The organism is Nonomuraea sp. NPDC049141, from assembly GCF_040648415.1.
Taxonomy (GTDB): domain Bacteria; phylum Actinomycetota; class Actinomycetes; order Streptosporangiales; family Streptosporangiaceae; genus Nonomuraea.
The window spans coordinates 344,368-363,881 of record NZ_JBEZDR010000008.1; the positions used below are offsets into that span (position 1 = coordinate 344,368).

Consider the following 19,514-nt stretch of genomic DNA (forward strand, 5'->3'; position numbering starts at 1 on the left):
CGGTGCATGACGTTGACCGAACCGGTGATCATCGGAGCCCTCTCCCCCTCCCGGGCGGGCGACTTCATGACCTGTCCGCTGCTCTACCGCTTCCGCGTGATCGACCAGTTGCCGGAGAAGCCCTCACCGGCCGCCGTGCGCGGCACGGTGATCCACGCGGTCCTGGAGCGACTGTACGACCTGCCCGCGCCGCGCCGGTCGGTGGAGGCGGCGCTGGAGCTGCTGGCGCCCCAGTGGGAGCGGCTGCTGGCCGACGACCCCCACTACGCGGAGATGTTCGCCGACGACGCCGAGCAGGCGACCTGGCTGTCTCAGGCACGATCGATGCTGGAGCGTTATTTCACGCTGGAGGACCCGACGCGGCTGGAGCCCGCCGAGCGGGAGCTCTATGTGGAGGCGGTCCTCGACGGCGGCCTCATGCTGCGCGGCTACGTCGACCGGCTCGACGTGGCGCCGACCGGCGAGGTGCGGGTCGTCGACTACAAGACCGGCAGCGCGCCGGGCCCCGACTTCGAGGCCAAGGCGCTGTTCCAGATGAAGTTCTACGCGCTGGTGCTGTGGCGGCTGCGTGGCTCGGTGCCCAGGCTGCTGCAGCTGGTCTACCTGGGTGGCGGCGGCGAGGTGCTGCGTTACGCGCCCGACGAGGATGACCTGCTGGCCACCGAGCGCAAGGTGCGGGCGCTGTGGACGGCGATCGAGCGGTCGCTGGAGTCGGGTGAGTGGCGGGCGCGGCGCAGCCGGCTGTGCGACTGGTGCGACTATCAGGCGCTCTGCCCGGAGTTCGGCGGCACGCCGCCGCCGGTGCCCGACCGGCAGCCGGGCGACACGGTCAGGAGCAACCGGCGGGCGGCCACGGACGAGTTGTAGGAGGCCGGCTCTCCTCCCCTGGGAGGAGGTTCCGGGCTTTCACCTGGGCCTACAGTGAAGCGTGCGCATCGACCGGGCCATGTTCCACGACACAGTGCTCGCCGTGGTGCTGGCGGCGGCCTCGGTCGGGCTCTTCCTCTATTCCGACTCGGCCTGGCTGGAGCCGGGCGGGCTGGCGATCGACGGGATGCGGGGCGCCGACCCGTTCGGCGCCGTGCTGGTGGCGCTGGCGTGCGCGCCGGTCGCGGTGCGCAGGCGCTGGCCGCTGGCGGGTCTGTGCGCCGGGCTGGTGCCCGAGACCCTGCTGACCGCGCTCGGCTATGGCGCCGGTGCGGCGGGTGTGGCGGGGCTGGTGCTGCTGTACTCGGTGGCGTCCTACCGCGGGCTGGCCATGGCGCTGGGCGCGCTGCTGATCTCGTTCCTCGCCTACGCGCTCGCCGGGACGGTGACTCCGATCACCGGCCGCAACTGGAGTGAGCACCTGGTGGTGCTCATCGTGCTCCTGGCGGTCTGGGGGGCCGGGCGGAGCCTGCGGCTGCGCCGCGCCTATCTGGAGGAGCTGAAGGACCGTGCGGCCCGTCTGGAGCGCGCCTCCGCGGCCGACACGCGGGCCGCGCGGGCCGAGGAGCGGTCGAGGATCGCCCGCGAGCTGCACGACGTCGTGGCCCATCACGTGAGCGTGATGACGGTGCAGGCGGCGGCCGCGCGCCGGGTGCTCGCCTCCGATCCCGATCTGGCGCGCGAGGCGCTGTCGGCGATCGAGCACACGGGCCGGATGGCGATGACCGAGATGCGCAACATCGTGGGCGTGCTGCGCACCGACGCCCGTGCCGAGCTGGGGCCGCAGCCGGGGATGCAGGACCTGCCGGCGCTGGTGGAGCAGATGCGGGAGGCGGGGCTGGCCACGCGGCTGTCGGTCGAGGGCGATGCCCGGCCGATCCCCGCCGGGGTTGATCTGGCTGCCTACCGGCTGATTCAGGAGGGTCTGACGAACAGCCTGCGGCACGCGGGGCCGGGCGCCAAGGCCGTGGTGACCGTACGACATGATCCGCGTGAGCTGGACGTGCGGGTGGAGGACGACGGGCGGGGTGCGGCGGGCCTTTCTGGGCAGCCAGGGCATGGTTTGGTGGGCATTCGTGAGCGAGTTGCCCTCTATGGTGGAATCCTCAGCATCGGTCCGCGACCGGGGGGCGGTTTCGAGGTGCGCGCGAGGTTTCCGTTGAAGGACTCACCATGACGATCAGAGTGCTGCTGGTGGACGACCAGCCGCTGCTGCGCACCGGGTTCCGCCTGATACTCGAGGCCGAGCCCGACCTCACGGTGGTGGGGCAGGCCGGTGACGGCAAGGACGCGCAGGAGCAGACGCGGGCGCTGCTGCCCGACGTGGTGCTGATGGACATCCGGATGCCCGGGGTCGACGGCATCGAGGCGACGCGCAGGATCGTGCGTGAGGCTGCGCCGACGGCGCACGTGCCGAAGGTGCTGGTGCTGACGACGTTCGACCTGGACGAGTACATCGTGGAGGCGCTGCGGGCCGGGGCGTCCGGGTTCCTGCTGAAGGACGTGCCGCCGGACGAGCTGGTGCAGGCGATCCGGGTGGTGGCGGCGGGCGACGCGATCGTGGCGCCGAGCGTGACCCGCCGGCTGCTGGACCGGTTCGCGAAACGGCTGCCGTCGGCGTACGAGCAGGCGACCCCGGCCCGGCTCGACCGGCTGACCGAGCGGGAGCTGGAGGTGCTGCGGCTGATCGCCAAGGGGATGTCCAACGCGGAGATCGCCAGGAAGCTGGTGGTCAGCGAGACGACCGTCAAGACGCACGTCGGCAATGTGCTCACCAAGCTGGGCCTGCGCGACCGCGTGCAGGCGGTCGTCCTCGCCTATGAGACCGGCCTGGCCACGCCGGGCGGCGTTTCCTGATCTGGACGCCTGATCCGCACGGTCGGCGGCGGGGTGCCGCCGACCATGCCCGGGGTGCGGCGTCAGGGTGTCGCGGCGGCCGTCTTCGTCGCCGTTTCGGGGGCGTTCTCCGGGAAGTGGCAGGCCACCTGGTGACCGCTGGCGAGCTGCTCCAGCGGCGGCTCCACCGTCTTGCAGATGTCCTGGGCCTTCCAGCACCTGGTGTGGAAGCGGCAGGCCGGGGGCGGGTTGAGCGGGCTCGGCACGTCGCCCGAAAGCCTGATGCGCTCGCTCTTCGCGCGGGCCTTGGGGTCCGGGATCGGCACCGCCGACAGCAACGCGTTGGTGTAGGGGTGCATGGGGACGCTGTACAGGCTCTTGCGGTCGGCTATTTCCACGATCTTGCCGAGGTACATGACCGCGACCCTGTCGCTGATGTGGCGGACCACCGACAGGTCGTGGGCGATGACCACGTAGGTGAGGTCCAGCTCGTTCTGCAGGTCTTCCAGGAGGTTGACCACCTGGGCCTGGATCGAGACGTCGAGCGCGGAGACCGGCTCGTCGGCGATGATCAGCTTGGGCTTCAGCGCAAGCGTGCGGGCGATGCCGATGCGCTGGCGCTGGCCGCCCGAGAACTCGTGGGGGTAGCGGTTGTAGTGCTCCGGGTTCAGGCCGACCAGTTCGAGGATGTCCTGGACGGCCTTCTTGATCCCGTGCTCCGTCTGCACACCCTGGATGCGGAACGGGGCGCCGACGATGGTGCCGACCGTGTGGCGGGGGTTGAGCGACGAGAAGGGATCCTGGAAGATCATCTGCATGTCGCGACGGAGCGGCCGGAGCTTGCCCTGGCGCATGTGGGTGATGTCTTGGCCCTCGAAGACGACCTTGCCCCCGGTCGGCTCCAGCAGCCTGGTCACCAGGCGGCCGGTGGTGGACTTGCCGCAGCCCGACTCCCCCACCAGGCCGAGCGTCTCACCCTTGAACACGTCGAAGCTGATCCCGTCGACCGCCTTGACGGCCCCGACCTGCCGCTTGAACAGGCCCTTGGTCACCGGGAAGTGCTTCTCCAGGTCCTGGACGGAAAGAAGCGGCTCGTTCGTGGTGGTCACTGCGTCTCCAGCACTGGCTTGACTTCGTTCTCCCACAGCGTCCGCCGCTGCGTCCTGCTCAGGTGACAGCGCACCAGGTGGCCCGGGTCGGCCGGAGCCAGGGCCGGCACCTCGGCCTTGGACTGGCCGTCGGTCTGGTCGGAGTAGGGGCAGCGGGGGTGGAAGGCGCAGCCCGACGGCACGTTGATCAGTGACGGCGGGGTGCCCTTGACGGGCAGCAGCCGTTCGGTGGGCTCCCGGTCGAGGCGGGGCATCGAGCCCAGCAGGCCCCAGGTGTAGGGGTGCTCGGGCCGGTAGAAGATGTCGTCGGCCGAGCCGTACTCGATGCACTTGCCCGCGTACATGACCAGGATGTCGTCGGACAGCTCGGCCACCACGCCCAGGTCGTGGGTGATGATGATCAGCGCGGAGTTGAACTCGCGCTGCAGGTCACGCATCAGGTCGAGGATCTGCGCCTGCACGGTCACGTCGAGCGCGGTGGTCGGCTCGTCGGCGATGAGCAGCTCGGGGTCGCACGAGAGCGCCATCGCGATCATGGCGCGCTGGCGCATGCCGCCCGAGAACTCGTGCGGGTAGGAGTCGACCCGGCTCTTGGGCTCGGGGATGCCGACCCGGCCCAGCATGTCGATGGCGTGCTTGCGGGCCACGCTCTTGGACACCTTGTGGTGGATGCGGTACGCCTCGATGATCTGGTCGCCCACCGTGTAGAACGGGTGCATCGACGACAGCGGATCCTGGAAGATCATCGCCATCTTCCGGCCGCGCAGCCGGCGCACGTGCTCCTGTGAGGCGGTGACGAGGTCTTCGCCGTCGAGCCAGATCTCGCCGGAGACGTGCGCGTTCTTGCCGCGGTGCAGGCCGAGGATGCCGAGGCTGGTGACCGACTTGCCCGAACCGGACTCGCCGACGATGCCCAGCGTCTTGCCGCGTTCGAGGCTGAAGGACAGCCCGTCGACGGACTTGACCACGCCGTCGTCGGTCGAGAAGTGGATCTTCAGGTCCTTGACGTCGAGAAAGGCGCTCTCGCTCACGTCAGCCTCACTCTCGGGTCAACCACCGCGTAGAGCAGGTCGACGATCAGATTGGCCACGATGATGAAGCTCGCCGCGGTCAGCGTGACGCCCATCACCTGGGGAAGGTCGTTGTTGTTGATGGCGTCGACCGCGTACTTGCCGATGCCGGGCAGCGAGAACGTGCTCTCGGTGAGCACGGCGCCGCCGAGCAGCAGGCCCAGGTCGAGGCCGAACATGGTCATCACCGGCGTGAGCGTGGCGCGCAGGCCGTGTTTGACGACCACCATGCGTTCGGGCAGTCCTTTGGCCCGTGCCGTGCGGATGTAGTCCTCCGACATGGTCTCCAGCATGCCTGCTCTGGTGAGCCGGGCATAGCCGGCGGCGTACAGGAAGGCCAGCGTCACCCACGGCAGGATGAGGTTGTTCGCCCAGGTGAGCGGGTCTTCCGAGAACGGCACCCAGTCGGCGACGTCGCCGACCAGGCCGAGCTGGTCGCGGAAGATGGCCAGCGACACGATGCCGGTGAAGAAGATGGGCAGCGACACGCCCGCCAGGGCCACGCCCATCGAGAGGCGGTCGAAGAAGCTGCCGCGCCGCAGCGCCGACAGCACGCCCGTCGAGACACCGAACACCACCCACACCACGGCCGCGCCGAGCGCGAGCGACAGCGTGATCGGCAACCGGTCGAGCAGGTCGGGTAGCACCGGGTTCTGGGTGACGTAGGAGTAGCCGAAGCACGGAGCGGGGCAGTGCTCGACGCCGGGACCGTAGTTGCGGTCCACACCGAGGAAGATGCCCTTCACGAACCGCCCGTACTGCACGACCAGCGGGTCATTGAAGCCCAGCCTGACGGCGGCCTCGTGGATCATCTGATCGTTGGCGGCCTTGCCCACATAGCGGGAGGCGAGGTCGTCAGCGGACATCCCGGCGAGCCGCGGGACGAGAAAGAAGATGGCGAACGTCGCGATGCTCACCACGAAGAGCAGCATGACGGCCGCTATCAACCGTCTGATGATGTATGTGGCCACTGATCTCGGCTATGGCGGCCGGGCCTTGTGGGCCCGGCCGCCGAAGCCTTCACCTGCTTTCGACGAACGTTCCGGAGGTTTTCCCGGACCGGGTTACTGGGTGCTGAGCGTCAGGAACTCGTACATCCCGAAGTTCTGGCTGATGAACGCGTTCTTCAGCGTCGGCGGCCGGTAGAACAGGCCGTGCGCCCAGACGTAGGGCAGGATGAACGCGTCGTCGCTGACCTTCTTGTCGACCGAGGCCCAGATCGCGTTGCGCTTGGTGGCGTCCTGCTCCGCCGCGGCCTGGTCGACCAGCTTGTCGATCTCCGGGTCCTTCACGCCGAGGTTGGTGTTGCCCGCGGCACGGATGACGCGGCTGTCGACGATCTGCTGGAAGAAGCCGAAGCCCTCGGGGTAGTCGGCGCCCCAGCCGTAGACCATGAGGCCCAGGCCGTTCTTCTTGGCGAAGTCGGGCTTGCCGGCGTACAGCTTGAAGTAGTCACCCTGCGGGAAGCCCTTGACCTCCAGCTTGATGCCGACGCGGCCGAGCGACTGCTGCAGCGACTCGGCGGTCTGCTTCTCCGCCGCGCGCTCGACGCGGAAGGAGATGGTGGTGCTGAAGCCGTCAGGCTTGTTGCAGGCCTTCAGCTCTTCCTTCGCCTTGTTCACGTCGCCGCCGGGGTTGGCCTCGACGCCGTAGAGGTCGTTCTTCTCGTAACCGGTCATCTTCGACGGCATGAGGCTGAGAGCGATCTCACCGCCGGCGTCGGGACCGCCGTAGGCGCCCTGGATCGCGGAGCGGTCCGCCGCGTACATCACGGCCTTGCGGCAGTGGATGTTGTCCAGCGGCGGCACGTCCGCGTTGAGGTTGGTGAACCAGGTGCGGTCGAGCGGCGCGGAGTCGGCGTACTGCTTGACCTTGGGGTCGGTCAGCAGGGTCTTACGGGCGTTGGCCCCGACACCGGTGCTGTTGATCTTGACGTCGATCTTGCCCGAGAGCAGGCGCTGGTCGAGGTCGTCCTCGTTCTGACCGAGCAGCACCTCGACCGAGTCGTTGAGCTGCTTGCGGTTGGGGTCGGTCGCCGCGTCCCAGTTCGGGTTCTTGACCAGCTCGATGCGCTTGCCGAGCTCGTGGGCCTTGAACATGTACGGGCCGGTCGAGACCGGGTGCTCCTTGTACTTCGTGCCCGTGTCCTTGGCCGCCGGCACCGGGGCCGTCGACGGGAGCATGGCGAAGTAGTCGAAGCCGCCGTAGGCCTTCTTCAGATGGAAGACGACCGTCTGGTCATCGGGCGTTTCGACGCCCTTCCAGGAGTCGAGCTTGTCCTTCATCTTGTACGGGCCGGTGTAGTCGCCGTTGTCGAGCCAGTCGTTGAAGTAGGTCGGGCCGCTGGGCAGGATCTCCTTGTCCAGCGAGCGGGCCACGGCGTACTTCACGTCCTTGGACGTCACCGGGGTGCCGTCCTCGAACTTGAGGCCCGCGCGCAGCTTGTACGTCCAGGTCTTGCCACCGTCGCTGGCCTTGCCGAGGTCCTCGGCCAGGTCACCGACGAGCTGGAGGCCCTCCTCGCCCGGCACCGGCTTGAACATGGTCAGCGCGCGAGTGTAGAGCCGGGAGAAGTTCCACGCGTAGCCGTAGTACTGGTCGCCGGGGTCAACCGAGTCGAAGTCTCCCGGCATGCCCATGTGCAGCGTGCCACCCGTCTTGGTGGACGGGTTGACGACCTGCGTCACTCCAGCGTTGTACTGGCTGGCGGGCGCCTCGGCGGTGTCACCGCCGTTCTTCTTGGTAGAGCCGCCACCGCCACACGCGGAGACGACCAGGGCAAGAGCAGCGGTGATCGCGACCGCCGACGCCGTGGATCTTATCTTCATCGACCTGACACACCCCTTGTATCTAGGAGTAGAGAAATTGCGGATAACTCACGAGGTCATCGAGCCTTGGGATCGAAGGCATCCCTCAGGCCGTCACCGAGCAGGTTGAACGCCAGCACGGTGACGAAGATCGCGAGACCGGGAAAGAGCATGAAGTTGGGCGCCACGTCGTAGTTGTGGACCGCCTCGGCCAACATGCCTCCCCACGTCGGGGTCGGCGGCCGCACACCCACGCCGAGGAAGGACAACGCGGCCTCGAACAGGATGTTCGACGGGATGAGCAGCGTCGAATAGACCAGGATCGGGGCCAGCAGGTTCGGCAGGATCTCCTTGAACAAGATCACATGGTTGCGCGCGCCCAGGCTCCTGGAGGCGTCGACGAACTCCCGCTCACGCAGAGACAGCGTCTGACCTCGAATAATACGCCCAATGTAGGGCCAGTTGAAGAAGCCGATGATGAACACGAGCAGGCTGATCCTCAGCGTGTCACCGGACATCCCGAACGCCTTGTCGGGGATCACCCCGCCGAGCGCCAGCGCGAACACCAGCAGCGGGAAGGCGAGGAAGATGTCCATGAGCCGGCTGATGACCGTGTCGACCCAGCCGCCGAAGAAACCGGCGATCATCCCGAACACGGCGCCGAGCACCACGCAGAGCAGCGTCGCGAAGAACGCGATGAGCAGCGAGACGCGCGCGCCGTAGAGGATCCGGCTGAACAGGTCGCGGCCCGTGGTGGGCTCGACCCCGAACAGGAAGTCCTTGTCGATGCCGCCGAACGTGCCGAGCGGCGCCTGGATGGCCGGGTCGATCTTCTCCCGATGCCATTCCGCCGGTGGGTGGCCGAGCCACGACACCAGCAGCGGCGCGAAGATGGCGACGAGGATCAGCACGACGATGACGATCCCGCCGATCATCGCGACCTTGTCACGCTTCAGCCGCATCCATGCGATCTGACCAAGGGAACGCCCTCGGATGACTGAGGAGTCCGCGCCCTCCAGAACGGTTTCCGGTCCGGCTTCTATCGCCGAGCCCGGAACATCGAGCGGTGCGGTCATGCCAGTAGCCCCCTGGATTCCAGACGACGTCGTCCGTGTGGGCGCGGTCCCGATCAGGTTAGTGCGCCGCGCTGATGAAGTCGCGAGTCGCGGCCTCAGGAGGCAGAATCTATGGCCTGAGCTGCTATGACCAGTCCCTCAGGGCCCGATGTGGCTTAACTGTGATTGACGCGAAACTCATTCGTATCGATCTTGCAGTGAATGTCTACGGGCAGTCCCGGTTAAGTCTCGGAACTGTGACACACCTCGGACTAACTGATGCCCCTGCGCTTGAGAATATCCTCGATGTCGGAGAAGTCGTCGTCGTTGTTCTTCTTGGCCGCCGTCACGGCGGGCTTTCCTGCAGGCTGGCCCGCTGCCGGCCCGGCCTTCTGCCCCGTCACGGGACGTTGCTGGGGCGCGGTCGGCGCCTCCGCGCCCTTGTCCGGCTTACCGCCCCGCGCCAGCCGCAGCTTCCGGCCGCGCATGAACCCGGATACCACGAACAGCACCACGGCCAGACCTGTCACCGCGACGCCCGACCAGACGACCGGATTGAAGATCAGGCTCGTGACGAAGCCCACGACGGTGGTGCCTATGGTCCACAGGGCCTGCAGCGCACCGGTCAGGTAAGCGGCCACCGGGAGCAGCGCCCACGCGGCCACCCTCATGCCGGCCGCCGCGCCTCTGCGCCGGAAGGTCAGGAAGCTGAGCACCAATCCCGCGATGGTCACACCGGCGCACAGCGGCAACCACGCGATCTGATCGAAAGTCATTCCGCCGCCCCTCTGTCATTGCTTACGGCTCCCATCCTGGCACGCCGCTTCCCGCCCTGCCCTCCTCCCCAAGTACCGCCCCACCCTTAGGGGTCCCACTGGTTTCTCATGTGCGGCGAGGGGCCTCTTGTGCGGCAGGGGCCCTCTTGTGCGGCTCAGGATTCCCCCGTGCGACCAGGTTCATTTGCACAGATCAGGGGTCTTTCGTGCGTCAGGCGTCTTTTGCGCGACAAGGTTCCCTTGTTCGTCGGGGTTCTCTTGTGCGGCGAGCTTTCCTTGTGCCGCCAGGTTCTCTTGTGCGGCCAGGTTGTCTTGTGCGGCTCAGGGCTTTACTTTTTTGTACGGCAAGCATGGGTCACCCGCCACCCGCCGAACGGGGCTGAGGGTTTCCAGGAATACGGCCGCTGAACCCGCACATGGCCGGGCGCCGTTACGCGCGATTCTTCTGTTTCTCCAGGTCGTCGGCCATGGCGGTCAGCGAATCAACGCGCGCAGGGTGGGGACCGTGACCTCGGTCAGCGAGGGGACCACCAGGCGACCGGGAGCCGGGTCGATGGGCAGGAGGCTGGGGACCGCCACGACCGCGCAGCCCGCCGCCGTGGCGGCGGCGACGCCGTTGGGCGAGTCCTCCAGGACGACGCAGCGCACCGGCTCGACGTCCAGCAGCACGGCGGCCGTCAGGTACGGCTCGGGGTCGGGCTTGGTGCGGGTGACGTCGTCGGCCGTCACGATGGCGTCGAACCGGTCACGGCCGACGGCCTTGAGGACCGCGTCGGCGATCTCCCTGAGCGACGAGGTCACCAGCGCGACCGGGATGCCTTCCTCGCGTACGGCGTCAAGCAGTTCGGAGGCGCCGGGCATCATCCGCACACCGTCCACCAGGCGGGCCACCATGCCGTCGATCATCCACTCACGCAGGTCCTCCGGCGTGACGGACGAGCCCGAGACGGCGAGCATGTAGTCGACGGTGCGTTCCATGGAGCCGCCGACGAGGTGCACCTGGTGTTCGGGCGTCCATTCGGCGCCGAGGCGCGCCATCACCCCGGTCTCGACCTCCAGCCACACCTTCTCGCTGTCGACCAGCAACCCGTCCATGTCGAAGAAGACGGCTTCCATGCATTCCCCCGATCGGTTCGCGTGCGGCACCGCGACGGCACCCCGTCAGGCTATTCTCACCGCCGACAAGAAGATCGCCGACCCCGGGACACCGTCCCCAACGGCCTCTCGCCCTCGCCGCGCCCTCTCGCCACCGAGCTCCCCCGCGCTTGGGACACCACCCCAACGGGCGCCCCCGCACGGCCTGGGGATCCCGCAAACGGGCATCCTCGCCACGCGGGACCCCTCCCAAGAAGCTCCCTCTCCACGCCCCGATGCCGCCCGCAGAGCCTGCAAACGGGCATCCTCGCCACGCTGGGCCTCTCCCCAACAAGCTCCCTCGCCACCCCGCGACACCGCCCCCCACGGACCCCTTGCCGGGACACCGTCCCAACGAGCGCGCACGCATGGCCAGGGCCCCGATCAGGTGGCCGAGAGAGCAGGAGAAGTGTCCAGGAGGCCGTTCCGGTGGAACGGGTCGGGGGCCGGTCAGACGTTGAAGTACTTGGCCTCCGGGTGGTGGGCCACCAGGGCCGAGGTGGCCTGCTCCGGGTGGAGCTGGAACTCCTCCGACAGCGTGACCCCGATCCGCTCCGGGTCCAGGAGCTGGAACAGCTGCACCTGGTCCTCGAGGTTGGGGCAGGCCGGGTAGCCGAAGGAGTAGCGGCAGCCCTGGATGTTGACCTTGAGCATGTCGTCGAGCGACTCCTCGCCCCCGATCCCCCACTCGGCGCGGACCCGGGCGTGCCAGTATTCGGCCAGCGCCTCCGTGAGCTGCACCGACAGCCCGTGCAGCTCCAGGTAGTCGCGGTAGGCGTCCTTGGCGAACAGCTCGGCCGTCGCCTCGGAGATCTTGCCGCCCATCGTGGCGATCTGGAAGCCGACCACGTCCACCTCGCCCGACTCGCGCGAGCGGAAGAAGTCGGACAGGCACAGGTGCCGGTCGCGGCGCTGGCGCGGGAAGGTGAAGCGGGTGCGCTCGTCTCCGGCCTCGTCGAGGATGATCAGCGAGTCGCCGTCGCTGACGCACGGGAAGTAGCCATAGACGACGGCCGCCTCCAGCAGCCCCTCGGTCTGGATGCGGTCGAGCCACATGCGCAGCCGCGGCCGTCCCTCGGTCTCGACGAGCTCGTCGTAGCCGGGCCCGTCGCCGCCGCGCGTGGGCTTGAGGCCCCACTGCCCGAGGAACAGCGCCCGCTCGTCGAGGAAGGCGGAGTAGTCGCTGAGCGAGATGCCCTTGACGATGCGGTCACCCTGGAAGGGCGCCACCGGCAGCCGGTTGTCGGCGGCCACGTCGGAGCGGGCGGGCAGCTCCTCGACCGGCGTACGGGTCAGGACGGCGCCGGTCTTGACCCGGCGCTCGCGCAGCGGCGGCAGCGTGGCGCCGGCGACGCCGCGTTTGACGGCCATGAAGGAGTCCATGAGCCGCAGCCCCTCGAAGGCGTCGCGGGCGTAGCGGACCTCGCCGGCGAACAGCTCGGCCAGGTCCTGCTCGACGTAGGCGCGGGTGAGGGCGGCGCCGCCGAGCAGCACCGGGTAGCGGTCGGAGATGCCCCGGGAGTTCATCTCCTCCAGGTTCTCCTTCATGATGACCGTCGATTTCACCAGAAGTCCGGACATGCCGATGACGTCGGCCTTCTGCTCGTCGGCCGCCTCCAGGATCGCGGAGACCGGCTGCTTGATGCCGAGGTTGACCACCTGGTAGCCGTTGTTGGACAGGATGATGTCGACCAGGTTCTTGCCGATGTCGTGCACGTCGCCCTTGACCGTGGCCAGCACGATGCGGCCCTTGGTCTCGCCCTCGACGCGGTCCATGTGCGGTTCGAGGTAGGCGACGGCGGTCTTCATCACCTCGGCCGACTGCAGCACGAACGGCAACTGCATCTGCCCCGAGCCGAACAGCTCGCCGACCGTCTTCATGCCGTCGAGCAGCACGTTGTTGATGATCTCCAGGGCGGGCCGCTCCGCCAGACCGGCGTCGAGGTCGGCCTCCAGCCCCTTCTTCTCGCCGTCGATGATGCGCCGCTTGAGCCGCTCCCACAGCGGCAGCGCGGCCAGCTCCTCGGCCCTGCCCTCGCGCATGGCCGAGGCGTCGACGCCCTCGAACATGTCGATGAAGCGCTGCAACGGGTCGTAGCCCTCGCGGCGGCGGTCGTAGACCATGTCGAGCGCGACCTGGCGCTGATCATCGGGGATGCGCGACATCGGCAGGATCTTGGAGGCGTGCACGATGGCCGAGTCGAGCCCGGCGTTGACGCACTCGTTGAGGAACACCGAGTTGAGCACCATGCGCGAGGCCGGGTTGATGCCGAAGGAGATGTTGGACAGGCCCAGCGTGGTCTGCACGTCGGGGTAGCGGCGCTTGAGCTGGCGGATGCCCTCGATGGTCTCCAGGCCGTCGCGGCGGCTCTCCTCCATGCCGGTGGCGATGGTGAAGGTGAGGCAGTCGACGATGATGTCGGACACCTGCATGCCCCAGTTGGCGACCAGGTCGTCGATGGTCTCGCTCGCGATGCGTACCTTCTCGGCGGCGGTGCGGGCCTGGCCCTTCTCGTCGATGCACATGACCACGACGGCGGCGCCGTGCTCGCGTACGGCCGTCATCGTCTTGTGGAAGCGTGAGTCGGGACCGCGCCCGTCCTCGTAGTTGACCGAGTTGACCACCGCGCGCCCACCGAGCATCTCCAGCCCGGCCCGCAGCACCTCGGACTCGGTCGAGTCGAGCATGATCGGCAGCGTGGAGGCGGTGGCCAGGCGGAACGCCAGCTCCTTCATGTCGGCCACGCCGTCGCGGCCCACGTAGTCGACGCACAGGTCGAGCAGGTGAGCGCCGCCGCGAGCCTGCTCGCGCGCCATCTCCACGCAGTCGTCCCAGCGGCCTTCGAGCATGGCCTCGCGGAAGGCCTTGGAGCCGTTGGTGTTGCACCGCTCGCCGATGGCCAGGTAGGAGGTGTCCTGGCGGAACGGGACGGTCTGGTAGAGCGAGGACGCGCCCGGCTCGGGGTGCGGGCGGCGCGCGGCCGTCTCCCTGCCGCGCACGCGGTCGACGACCTGGCGCAGGTGCTCGGGAGTGGTGCCGCAGCAGCCGCCGACCAGCGACAGGCCGTAGTCGCGGGTGAAGGTCTCGTGCGCGTCGGCGAGCTCCTCGGCGCTGAGCGGATAGTAGGCGCCGTCGGAGGTCAGCACCGGCAGCCCCGCGTTGGGCATGCACGAGAGCTTCAGCCGGGAGTGCCGGGCCAGGTAGCGCAGGTGCTCGCTCATCTCGGCCGGGCCGGTGGCGCAGTTGAGGCCGATCAGGTCGACGCCGAGCGGCTCGATCGCGGTCAGCGCGGCGCCGATCTCGGAGCCGAGGAGCATGGCGCCGTTGGTCTCGATCGTCACCTGGGCGATGATCGGCACGTCGCGGCCCGACTCCTCCGCGGCCCGCCTGGCGCCGACGACGGCGGCCTTGACCTGGAGCAGGTCCTGGCAGGTCTCGATGATCAGCGCGTCGGCGCCGCCCTCGATCAGACCCGCCGCGTTCTGCCGGTAGGACTCGCGCAGGTTGTGGTAGGGCAGGTGGCCCAGCGTGGGCAGCTTGGTGCCGGGGCCCATCGAGCCGAGCACGAAGCGCGGCTGCTCGGGCGTGGACCAGTGGTCGGCCCGCTCGCGCGCGATCCTGGCGCCCGCCTCGGAGTATTCGAAGACCCGCTCGGGGATGTCGTACTCGCCCAGGGCCGCCAGGTTGGCGCCGAAGGTGTTGGTCTCGACGCAGTCGACGCCCACGGCGAAATAGGCGTCGTGGACGCCTCGCACGATGTCGGGACGGGTGACGTTCAGCACCTCGTTGCAGCCCTCGTGACCCTCGAAGTCGTCGAGGGTGGGGTCCTGGGCCTGCAACATCGTCCCCATCGCCCCGTCGGCGACGATCACTCGCTGGGACAAAACTTCGCGGAAGGACGGGGAGCTGCTCATGGCGTAGAGCTTATCGGCTGCCGCAGGACGAGTTCATCGACGGCTATCCTGCCGGGGAGACAATTGAATCTATGTCTAATAGGGGTTTGCCATGGCCTATCAGACCGTTCTGGCCGGCACCGACGGCTCCGCCTCCTCCTTCCGCGCCGTCTCCGCGGCGGCGTCCCTGGCCGGCGCGACCGGGGCCACCCTCGTTCTGGCCTGCGCGTACGTACCCATGCGGGCGAGCGAGCGGGCCGTCGCCGCGGACCGGCTCGGCGACCTCGCCTACAAGGTGAGCGGCTCCACCCCCGCCGACGACGCGCTGCGGGCCGCCCGCGAGCACGCGGTCGCCGCGGGCGCGAGCGAGGTCGTGCTGGCGGCCGAGGAGGGCGACGCGGTCGACGTGCTCATCACGCTGGCCGCCAAGCACCGGGCGGACCTGCTGGTCATCGGCAACCGCGGGCTCAACAGCCTGGCGGGGCGGTTGCTCGGCTCCGTGCCGTCGCACGTCGCCCACCGCGCCTCCTGCGACGTGCTGATCGTCCACACCACCTCCGGCGGCCGCGCCTGACCCTTCACCCGGCCGCCCGCGCTCACTCCGCGTCAGGGTCTGACAGGAGAGCGCCCGCCGGACAATGGCGGCCTGAACAGGCGATCTGACAGTGCTCGGCGCATCACCGCCTGACAGCATCTGACCGGTCGATCCGTGACGATGCCTGATCGTCGTTACTCCGTGACATGACCGCCTCCTCACCGCATAGGCTTAGCTGGACAGCGAGAGAGGAGGCGACACGTGATCGAGTTCGAAAGGCTCCCCGAGCTCGTCGACCCGGTGCTCATAGCCGCGTTCGAAGGGTGGAACGACGCCGGCGAGGCATCCAGCGGTGTGATCGCCCACCTCGAGTCCGCCTGGAAGGCGGAGCCGCTGGTCGAGCTGGATCCTGACGACTACTACGACTTCCAGGTCACCCGTCCCGTCGTGGAGATGGGCGATGGGCTGACCCGATCGATCATCTGGCCGACGACGCGGCTGCTGCGTGCCCGCCCGCCGGGCGTCGAGCGCGACGTGGTGCTGCTGCGCGGCATCGAGCCCAACATGCGGTGGCGCTCGTTCTGCGCCGACATCATCGAGGTCTGCCGCGAGCTCGGCGTCGAGCTGGCCGTGATGCTGGGCGCGCTGCTCAACGACTCGCCGCACACCCGCCCCGTGCCGATCCTGGGCAGTGCCACGGATGAAAACCTCGCCCGCTCGACCCACCTGGAGCTGAGCCGCTACGAGGGCCCCACGGGCATCGTGGGCGTGCTGCAGCAGTCGTTCGGTGAGGCCGGTCTCGACGCCGTCTCGCTGTGGGCGTCGGTGCCGCACTACGTGGCCCAGCCGCCCAATCCCAAGGCCACACTGGCACTGTTGCGCCGCCTTGAAGACCTGCTGGAGATCCCGATGCCGCTCGGCGAGCTGGACGAGGAGGCCCGCGCCTGGGAGAACGGCGTGGACGAGCTCGCCTCCCAGGACAGCGAAGTGGCCGAATACGTCAAGGAGCTCGAAGAGCGCAAGGACGCCGCCGAGCTGCCCGAGGCCAGCGGGGACGCGATCGCCGCCGAGTTCGAGCGCTACCTGCGGCGCCGGGACCGCGACACTGACAGCTGACTCGAAGCCTTTTTGCCGAATTTTCTGGAAGTTTCGAGTAATAATCAGTAACCGTACAAGTTTGCATCAAGTTGGAACCCCAGGACCGGCTGGTCGAGAGGCTCCGGTCGCGAATGCCACGTTGCACCTATCCATGTGACCGCGCACGTTAGGCCAACCATGGCGACTTCCCACATAGACCCGCACCAGAGGAGTCAGGACACCCGGCGACGCATCCTGGAGTTGGCCCTCTCCCTCAGGGAGGACCGCCCCGGCGGCTCCGTGAACCACTTCCTCGCCCTGTTGCAGGACCGGCTCCCGCTGTGGCTCAGCATCCTGCACGAACTCTCCCACCGCATCGGCCGGGGCAGCGTCGGCGACAACCTGCTGCCCATCGTGCGAGCGGGCATCGACTACTACACGGATGTGCAGGGCGCGGCGATGCCCGCGTTCACCTCTCCGTCGGTCACGGTCCGCTTCCGACAGGCCGTACGCGATCACGGGCTCGGTCCGATGGGAGAGATCCTCCCGCTGGCCGCCTATCTGGAGGGCGAGCAGCGCCTCGGACGGGTGGCCGCCTCGGTCGACCCGGAGGCCACCGCCCGGCTGCTGCTGGCCGGGTGCTTCCATCACGCCTACATCGAGATGTTCGTCGGCGCCGACGCGGGACCGTCCCGCGACGCGAGCGCTCTGGAGATCGTCCGCGAGCTCCGCCTGGAACCCGTGCCCGCCTGACGACTCCTCAGCCCGCGTCACGCGCGGCTCCCGCCTACGGAACGTTGAACGTCTTGCGGTTGGTGGCCCCGATGACCTCGATCCCCCTGGTGCCGAGAATGCCGTCGAGCGGCAGCGACACCGTGTAAGGAGCGGTGGCCGGGAGCCCGATGCCGTTCATCGAACCGATGACCTCGATCCCCCAGTATTCCGGCTGCTGGATGTAGACCAGCGGGGAGAGCGAGACCTTCATGTTGAGATATGGCTTGGTGCCGCTGACGATCAGGATGAAGGTCTTGGGCACGATGCCCGGGACGACCCGCGCCTCCTCGAAGTCGATCAGCCGTACGGATGCGGCCTGCGGCAGTTGGGCGAAGTCTTCAGTCATGCTTGATCCCCCTTGGTGAGAAGGCTAGCCTCCTGAAGATCGCGTCACGTGGCGACGCGCCGACCAGGGCAACGACCGCTCTGGACGGCTGCGCCCCGTTCGTGGTCCCCGGCGGCGCGGACCCGCCGGCGCGAGCTGGGCGACCATCAGCGTGACATGACCGACGCTCTAGGCGGTCCGTACGGCGGTCCGGGTGTTCGGTACGGCGGTCCGGGTGGTCGTCTCGTCGTAGCGGTGCCAGATCAGCTCCACCACGGCGGGATCGGCTCCCAGGGGTTCGCTGACCAGGTCCGCGCCCGCCTCCGTCAGGCGGCCGTGGAAGAACCCGGGCGCCAGCAGGTACGAGGCGACCGCCAGGCGTGGCGCCGGGCTCGATCTGACGCGTTCCACGGCCTCGCCGAGCGACGGGCTGCCCGCCGAGGTGAACGCGGCCGTGACCGGGCGGCCCAGCCGTACCGACAGAAGGTGGGCTGCGGCGCGCACGTCGGCGAGGCCGGCCGGGTCCGAGGAGCCGGCCGCGCCCAGGATGACCGTGTCGGCGGGACGGAGTCCCGCGCGGGCCAGCTTGCGGGCGAGCGCGGTGGTGAGCAGCCGGTGCGGTCCGAGCGGCGGCGCGACGAGGGCGTCGGGGCGGTGCTCGGCGACGACGTTCGGCAGGTCGATGTGGACGTGGTAGCCGCCCGCGAGCAGCAGCGGCACCACGACCACGGGTCCGGGGACCGTGGACAGCACGTCGGCCAGCAGAGGTGAGCTGATCTCCAGGTAGCTCAGCTCGACGCGATGCCGGGGCCGCGTCCGCCGGACCGCCGCGGCCAGCGCGGCCAGGGATCGCTCCCCCGCCGCGCTCCGCGTCCCATGCGCGGCCAGGACCAGCGTCGGCGCGGTTGCTCCGGTCCGTACGGACGCGACCGGCATCGGCGCCACAGAAACGGGAGCGACCCGCTTGGGCGAGGGCGACGTCACAGGGACGCCGCCTCGTGGGTGCAGGCGAGGCGGTAGCCCCGTTTGACCACCGTCTCGACTATCCCGCTGGGCCCGAGCGCGCGCCGCAGTCGCGTGATCGCCATCTCCACCGCGTGCTCCGCCGAGTCGCGCGACAGGCTGCCCGGCAGCACGGTACGCAGGTCGGTGCGGGAGACCACATGGCCGGGCTTGTCGGCCAGGCGCTTGAGCACGGCCATCGGCGCGGGCGGCAGCGGCCTGAGCTCGCCGTCGACGACCACCGCGTGCCCGCGGATCTCCAGCCGGTGCCCGCCCGCCTCCAGCCGGGTGACGCCGTGTTCCGGCAGGTGCCTGGCCAGCGCCCTGGCCAGCGCGCCGAGACGCGCCCGGTCGGGCTGCAGCGTCCGTACGCCACGCGTGACCAGGGGCCCGGCGGTGACCGGACCGACACAGGCGGCCACGACGCGGTCGCCGAACGCCGCCAGCAACTGCTCCTCCAGCCCTTCGGCCCGGGCGGCGCCGAGCATGGCGTGTACGGCGGGCGCGCTGGTGAAGGCCACGGCGTCCACGGCGCCGGACAACGTCTGGGTGATGAGGCGGCGCAGCGGCGAAGGGTCGCGGTACGGCAACCACCGGTAGACCGGGATCTCGATCACCTCGGCCCCGGCCTCCCGCAGCACGGCGACGAACTCCGTCAGCGGCTCGCCGTGCTGCTGCACCGCGATGCGGCGTCCGTGCAGGTCCTGGGCCAGGAGGTACTGCTTGACCTCCTCGCAGGACTCGGTGGCGGGGGTCCAGTGGTCGTTCAGCCCGGCGGCGCGCACCGCTCCCCTGGCCTTGGGGCCGCGGGTGAGCAGGCGGGCCCTGGTCAGGTGGTCGGCCAGGTCGGCGGACAGGCCCCAGCCCTCGGCCGCGGCCATCCAGCCGCGGAAGCCGACGCCGGTGGTGATGACCACGTCGTCCACCGGCCCGGCCAGGCTGAGCCGGGTGGCGGCCAGCAGGTCGGAGTCTTCGGAAAGCGGCACCAGCCTGATGGCGGGGGCGCTCACCACCCGCGCGCCGCGCCGTTCGAGCAGCGCGCCGAACTCCTCGCGCCGCCGGGTGGCGGTCACGCCGACGGTGAAGCCGGACAGCGCGTCCGGTGCCGTCTCCAGCGCCCGCGCCTGGTCGTCGAGGGGAAGCGCGCTCACGCGAACACCTCCTGTAGTGGTGGGCTTGGCCGGGCCCCGAGC

Annotated in this window: 17 protein-coding genes; 6 read left to right on the forward strand and 11 right to left on the reverse strand. The window is 69.1% G+C overall.

Annotated features, from left to right (window positions below):
* Nucleotides 1-6 precede the first annotated feature (6 nt).
* From AB0B91_RS25995 to AB0B91_RS26005, 3 genes are all read left to right on the forward strand, one after another.
* Complete coding sequence (locus AB0B91_RS25995; RefSeq protein WP_358324481.1) at nucleotides 7-867, forward strand: RecB family exonuclease; 861 nt, start codon at nucleotides 7-9, stop codon at nucleotides 865-867.
* Between the two features lie 79 nt (nucleotides 868-946).
* Nucleotides 947-2,104 carry a sensor histidine kinase gene (locus AB0B91_RS26000; protein ID WP_358324484.1) on the forward strand — a complete coding sequence of 386 codons (1,158 nt, stop codon included), beginning with the start codon at nucleotides 947-949 and terminating at the stop codon, nucleotides 2,102-2,104.
* A complete protein-coding gene (locus AB0B91_RS26005) occupies nucleotides 2,101-2,784 on the forward strand; it encodes a response regulator transcription factor (protein WP_219528487.1) in 684 nt (227 codons plus the stop codon). Before AB0B91_RS26000 ends, AB0B91_RS26005 begins: the two co-directional genes overlap by 4 nt.
* A gap of 62 nt (nucleotides 2,785-2,846) precedes the next feature.
* Here the strand turns inward: AB0B91_RS26005 and AB0B91_RS26010 are convergent, their stop codons facing one another.
* The 8 genes from AB0B91_RS26010 to metH form a co-directional block, all read right to left on the reverse strand.
* Nucleotides 2,847-3,872 (reverse strand): dipeptide ABC transporter ATP-binding protein, encoded by a 1,026-nt coding sequence (locus AB0B91_RS26010; RefSeq protein WP_358324488.1) that lies wholly within the window; start codon nucleotides 3,870-3,872, stop codon nucleotides 2,847-2,849.
* The gene (locus AB0B91_RS26015) at nucleotides 3,869-4,903 is read right to left on the reverse strand and encodes an ABC transporter ATP-binding protein (RefSeq protein ID WP_358324491.1); all 1,035 of its coding nucleotides are present in this window, start codon (nucleotides 4,901-4,903) and stop codon (nucleotides 3,869-3,871) included. The genes AB0B91_RS26010 and AB0B91_RS26015 overlap by 4 nt, the downstream gene beginning before the upstream one ends.
* A complete protein-coding gene (locus AB0B91_RS26020; RefSeq protein ID WP_214636344.1) occupies nucleotides 4,900-5,913 on the reverse strand; it encodes an ABC transporter permease in 1,014 nt (337 codons plus the stop codon). Before AB0B91_RS26020 ends, AB0B91_RS26015 begins: the two co-directional genes overlap by 4 nt.
* Nucleotides 5,914-6,006: 93 nt before the next feature.
* Nucleotides 6,007-7,770, reverse strand: coding sequence for an ABC transporter substrate-binding protein (locus AB0B91_RS26025; protein ID WP_358324494.1), 1,764 nt, complete (start codon nucleotides 7,768-7,770; stop codon nucleotides 6,007-6,009).
* A 56-nt stretch (nucleotides 7,771-7,826) separates the two neighbouring features.
* Nucleotides 7,827-8,825, reverse strand: a complete 999-nt coding sequence (locus AB0B91_RS26030) for an ABC transporter permease (RefSeq protein ID WP_358324497.1) — start codon at nucleotides 8,823-8,825, stop codon at nucleotides 7,827-7,829.
* Nucleotides 8,826-9,076: 251 nt separating this feature from the next.
* Nucleotides 9,077-9,580 carry a cellulose synthase gene (locus AB0B91_RS26035; RefSeq protein WP_358324500.1) on the reverse strand — a complete coding sequence of 168 codons (504 nt, stop codon included), beginning with the start codon at nucleotides 9,578-9,580 and terminating at the stop codon, nucleotides 9,077-9,079.
* A gap of 474 nt (nucleotides 9,581-10,054) precedes the next feature.
* Nucleotides 10,055-10,696: an HAD family phosphatase gene (locus AB0B91_RS26040; RefSeq protein WP_358324503.1), complete on the reverse strand. Its 642-nt coding sequence runs from the start codon at nucleotides 10,694-10,696 to the stop codon at nucleotides 10,055-10,057.
* 468 nt (nucleotides 10,697-11,164) lie between these two features.
* Nucleotides 11,165-14,629 (reverse strand): methionine synthase, encoded by a 3,465-nt coding sequence (metH, locus tag AB0B91_RS26045; RefSeq protein WP_358324506.1) that lies wholly within the window; start codon nucleotides 14,627-14,629, stop codon nucleotides 11,165-11,167.
* A gap of 91 nt (nucleotides 14,630-14,720) precedes the next feature.
* On the opposite strand from metH, the gene AB0B91_RS26050 reads away from it, so the two are divergent.
* From AB0B91_RS26050 to AB0B91_RS26060, 3 genes are all read left to right on the forward strand, one after another.
* Entirely contained in the window at nucleotides 14,721-15,182 is a 462-nt protein-coding gene (locus AB0B91_RS26050; RefSeq protein ID WP_358324509.1) for a universal stress protein, read from the forward strand.
* Nucleotides 15,183-15,404: 222 nt separating this feature from the next.
* Nucleotides 15,405-16,259 (forward strand): PAC2 family protein, encoded by an 855-nt coding sequence (locus tag AB0B91_RS26055; RefSeq protein ID WP_219528497.1) that lies wholly within the window; start codon nucleotides 15,405-15,407, stop codon nucleotides 16,257-16,259.
* Between the two features lie 159 nt (nucleotides 16,260-16,418).
* Nucleotides 16,419-16,973, forward strand: coding sequence for a hypothetical protein (locus AB0B91_RS26060; protein ID WP_358324514.1), 555 nt, complete (start codon nucleotides 16,419-16,421; stop codon nucleotides 16,971-16,973).
* Nucleotides 16,974-17,007: 34 nt separating this feature from the next.
* Here the strand turns inward: AB0B91_RS26060 and AB0B91_RS26065 are convergent, their stop codons facing one another.
* The 3 genes from AB0B91_RS26065 to AB0B91_RS26075 all read right to left on the reverse strand — a co-directional run bounded on the left by AB0B91_RS26065 (nucleotide 17,008) and on the right by AB0B91_RS26075 (nucleotide 19,472).
* Entirely contained in the window at nucleotides 17,008-17,340 is a 333-nt protein-coding gene (locus tag AB0B91_RS26065; protein WP_358324517.1) for a hypothetical protein, read from the reverse strand.
* A 168-nt stretch (nucleotides 17,341-17,508) separates the two neighbouring features.
* Entirely contained in the window at nucleotides 17,509-18,255 is a 747-nt protein-coding gene (locus AB0B91_RS26070) for a CbiX/SirB N-terminal domain-containing protein (protein ID WP_358324520.1), read from the reverse strand.
* Nucleotides 18,256-18,299: 44 nt separating this feature from the next.
* On the reverse strand, nucleotides 18,300-19,472 hold the full coding sequence (locus AB0B91_RS26075; protein WP_358324523.1) for a uroporphyrinogen-III synthase: 1,173 nt from the start codon (nucleotides 19,470-19,472) through the stop codon (nucleotides 18,300-18,302).
* Nucleotides 19,473-19,514 lie beyond the last annotated feature (42 nt).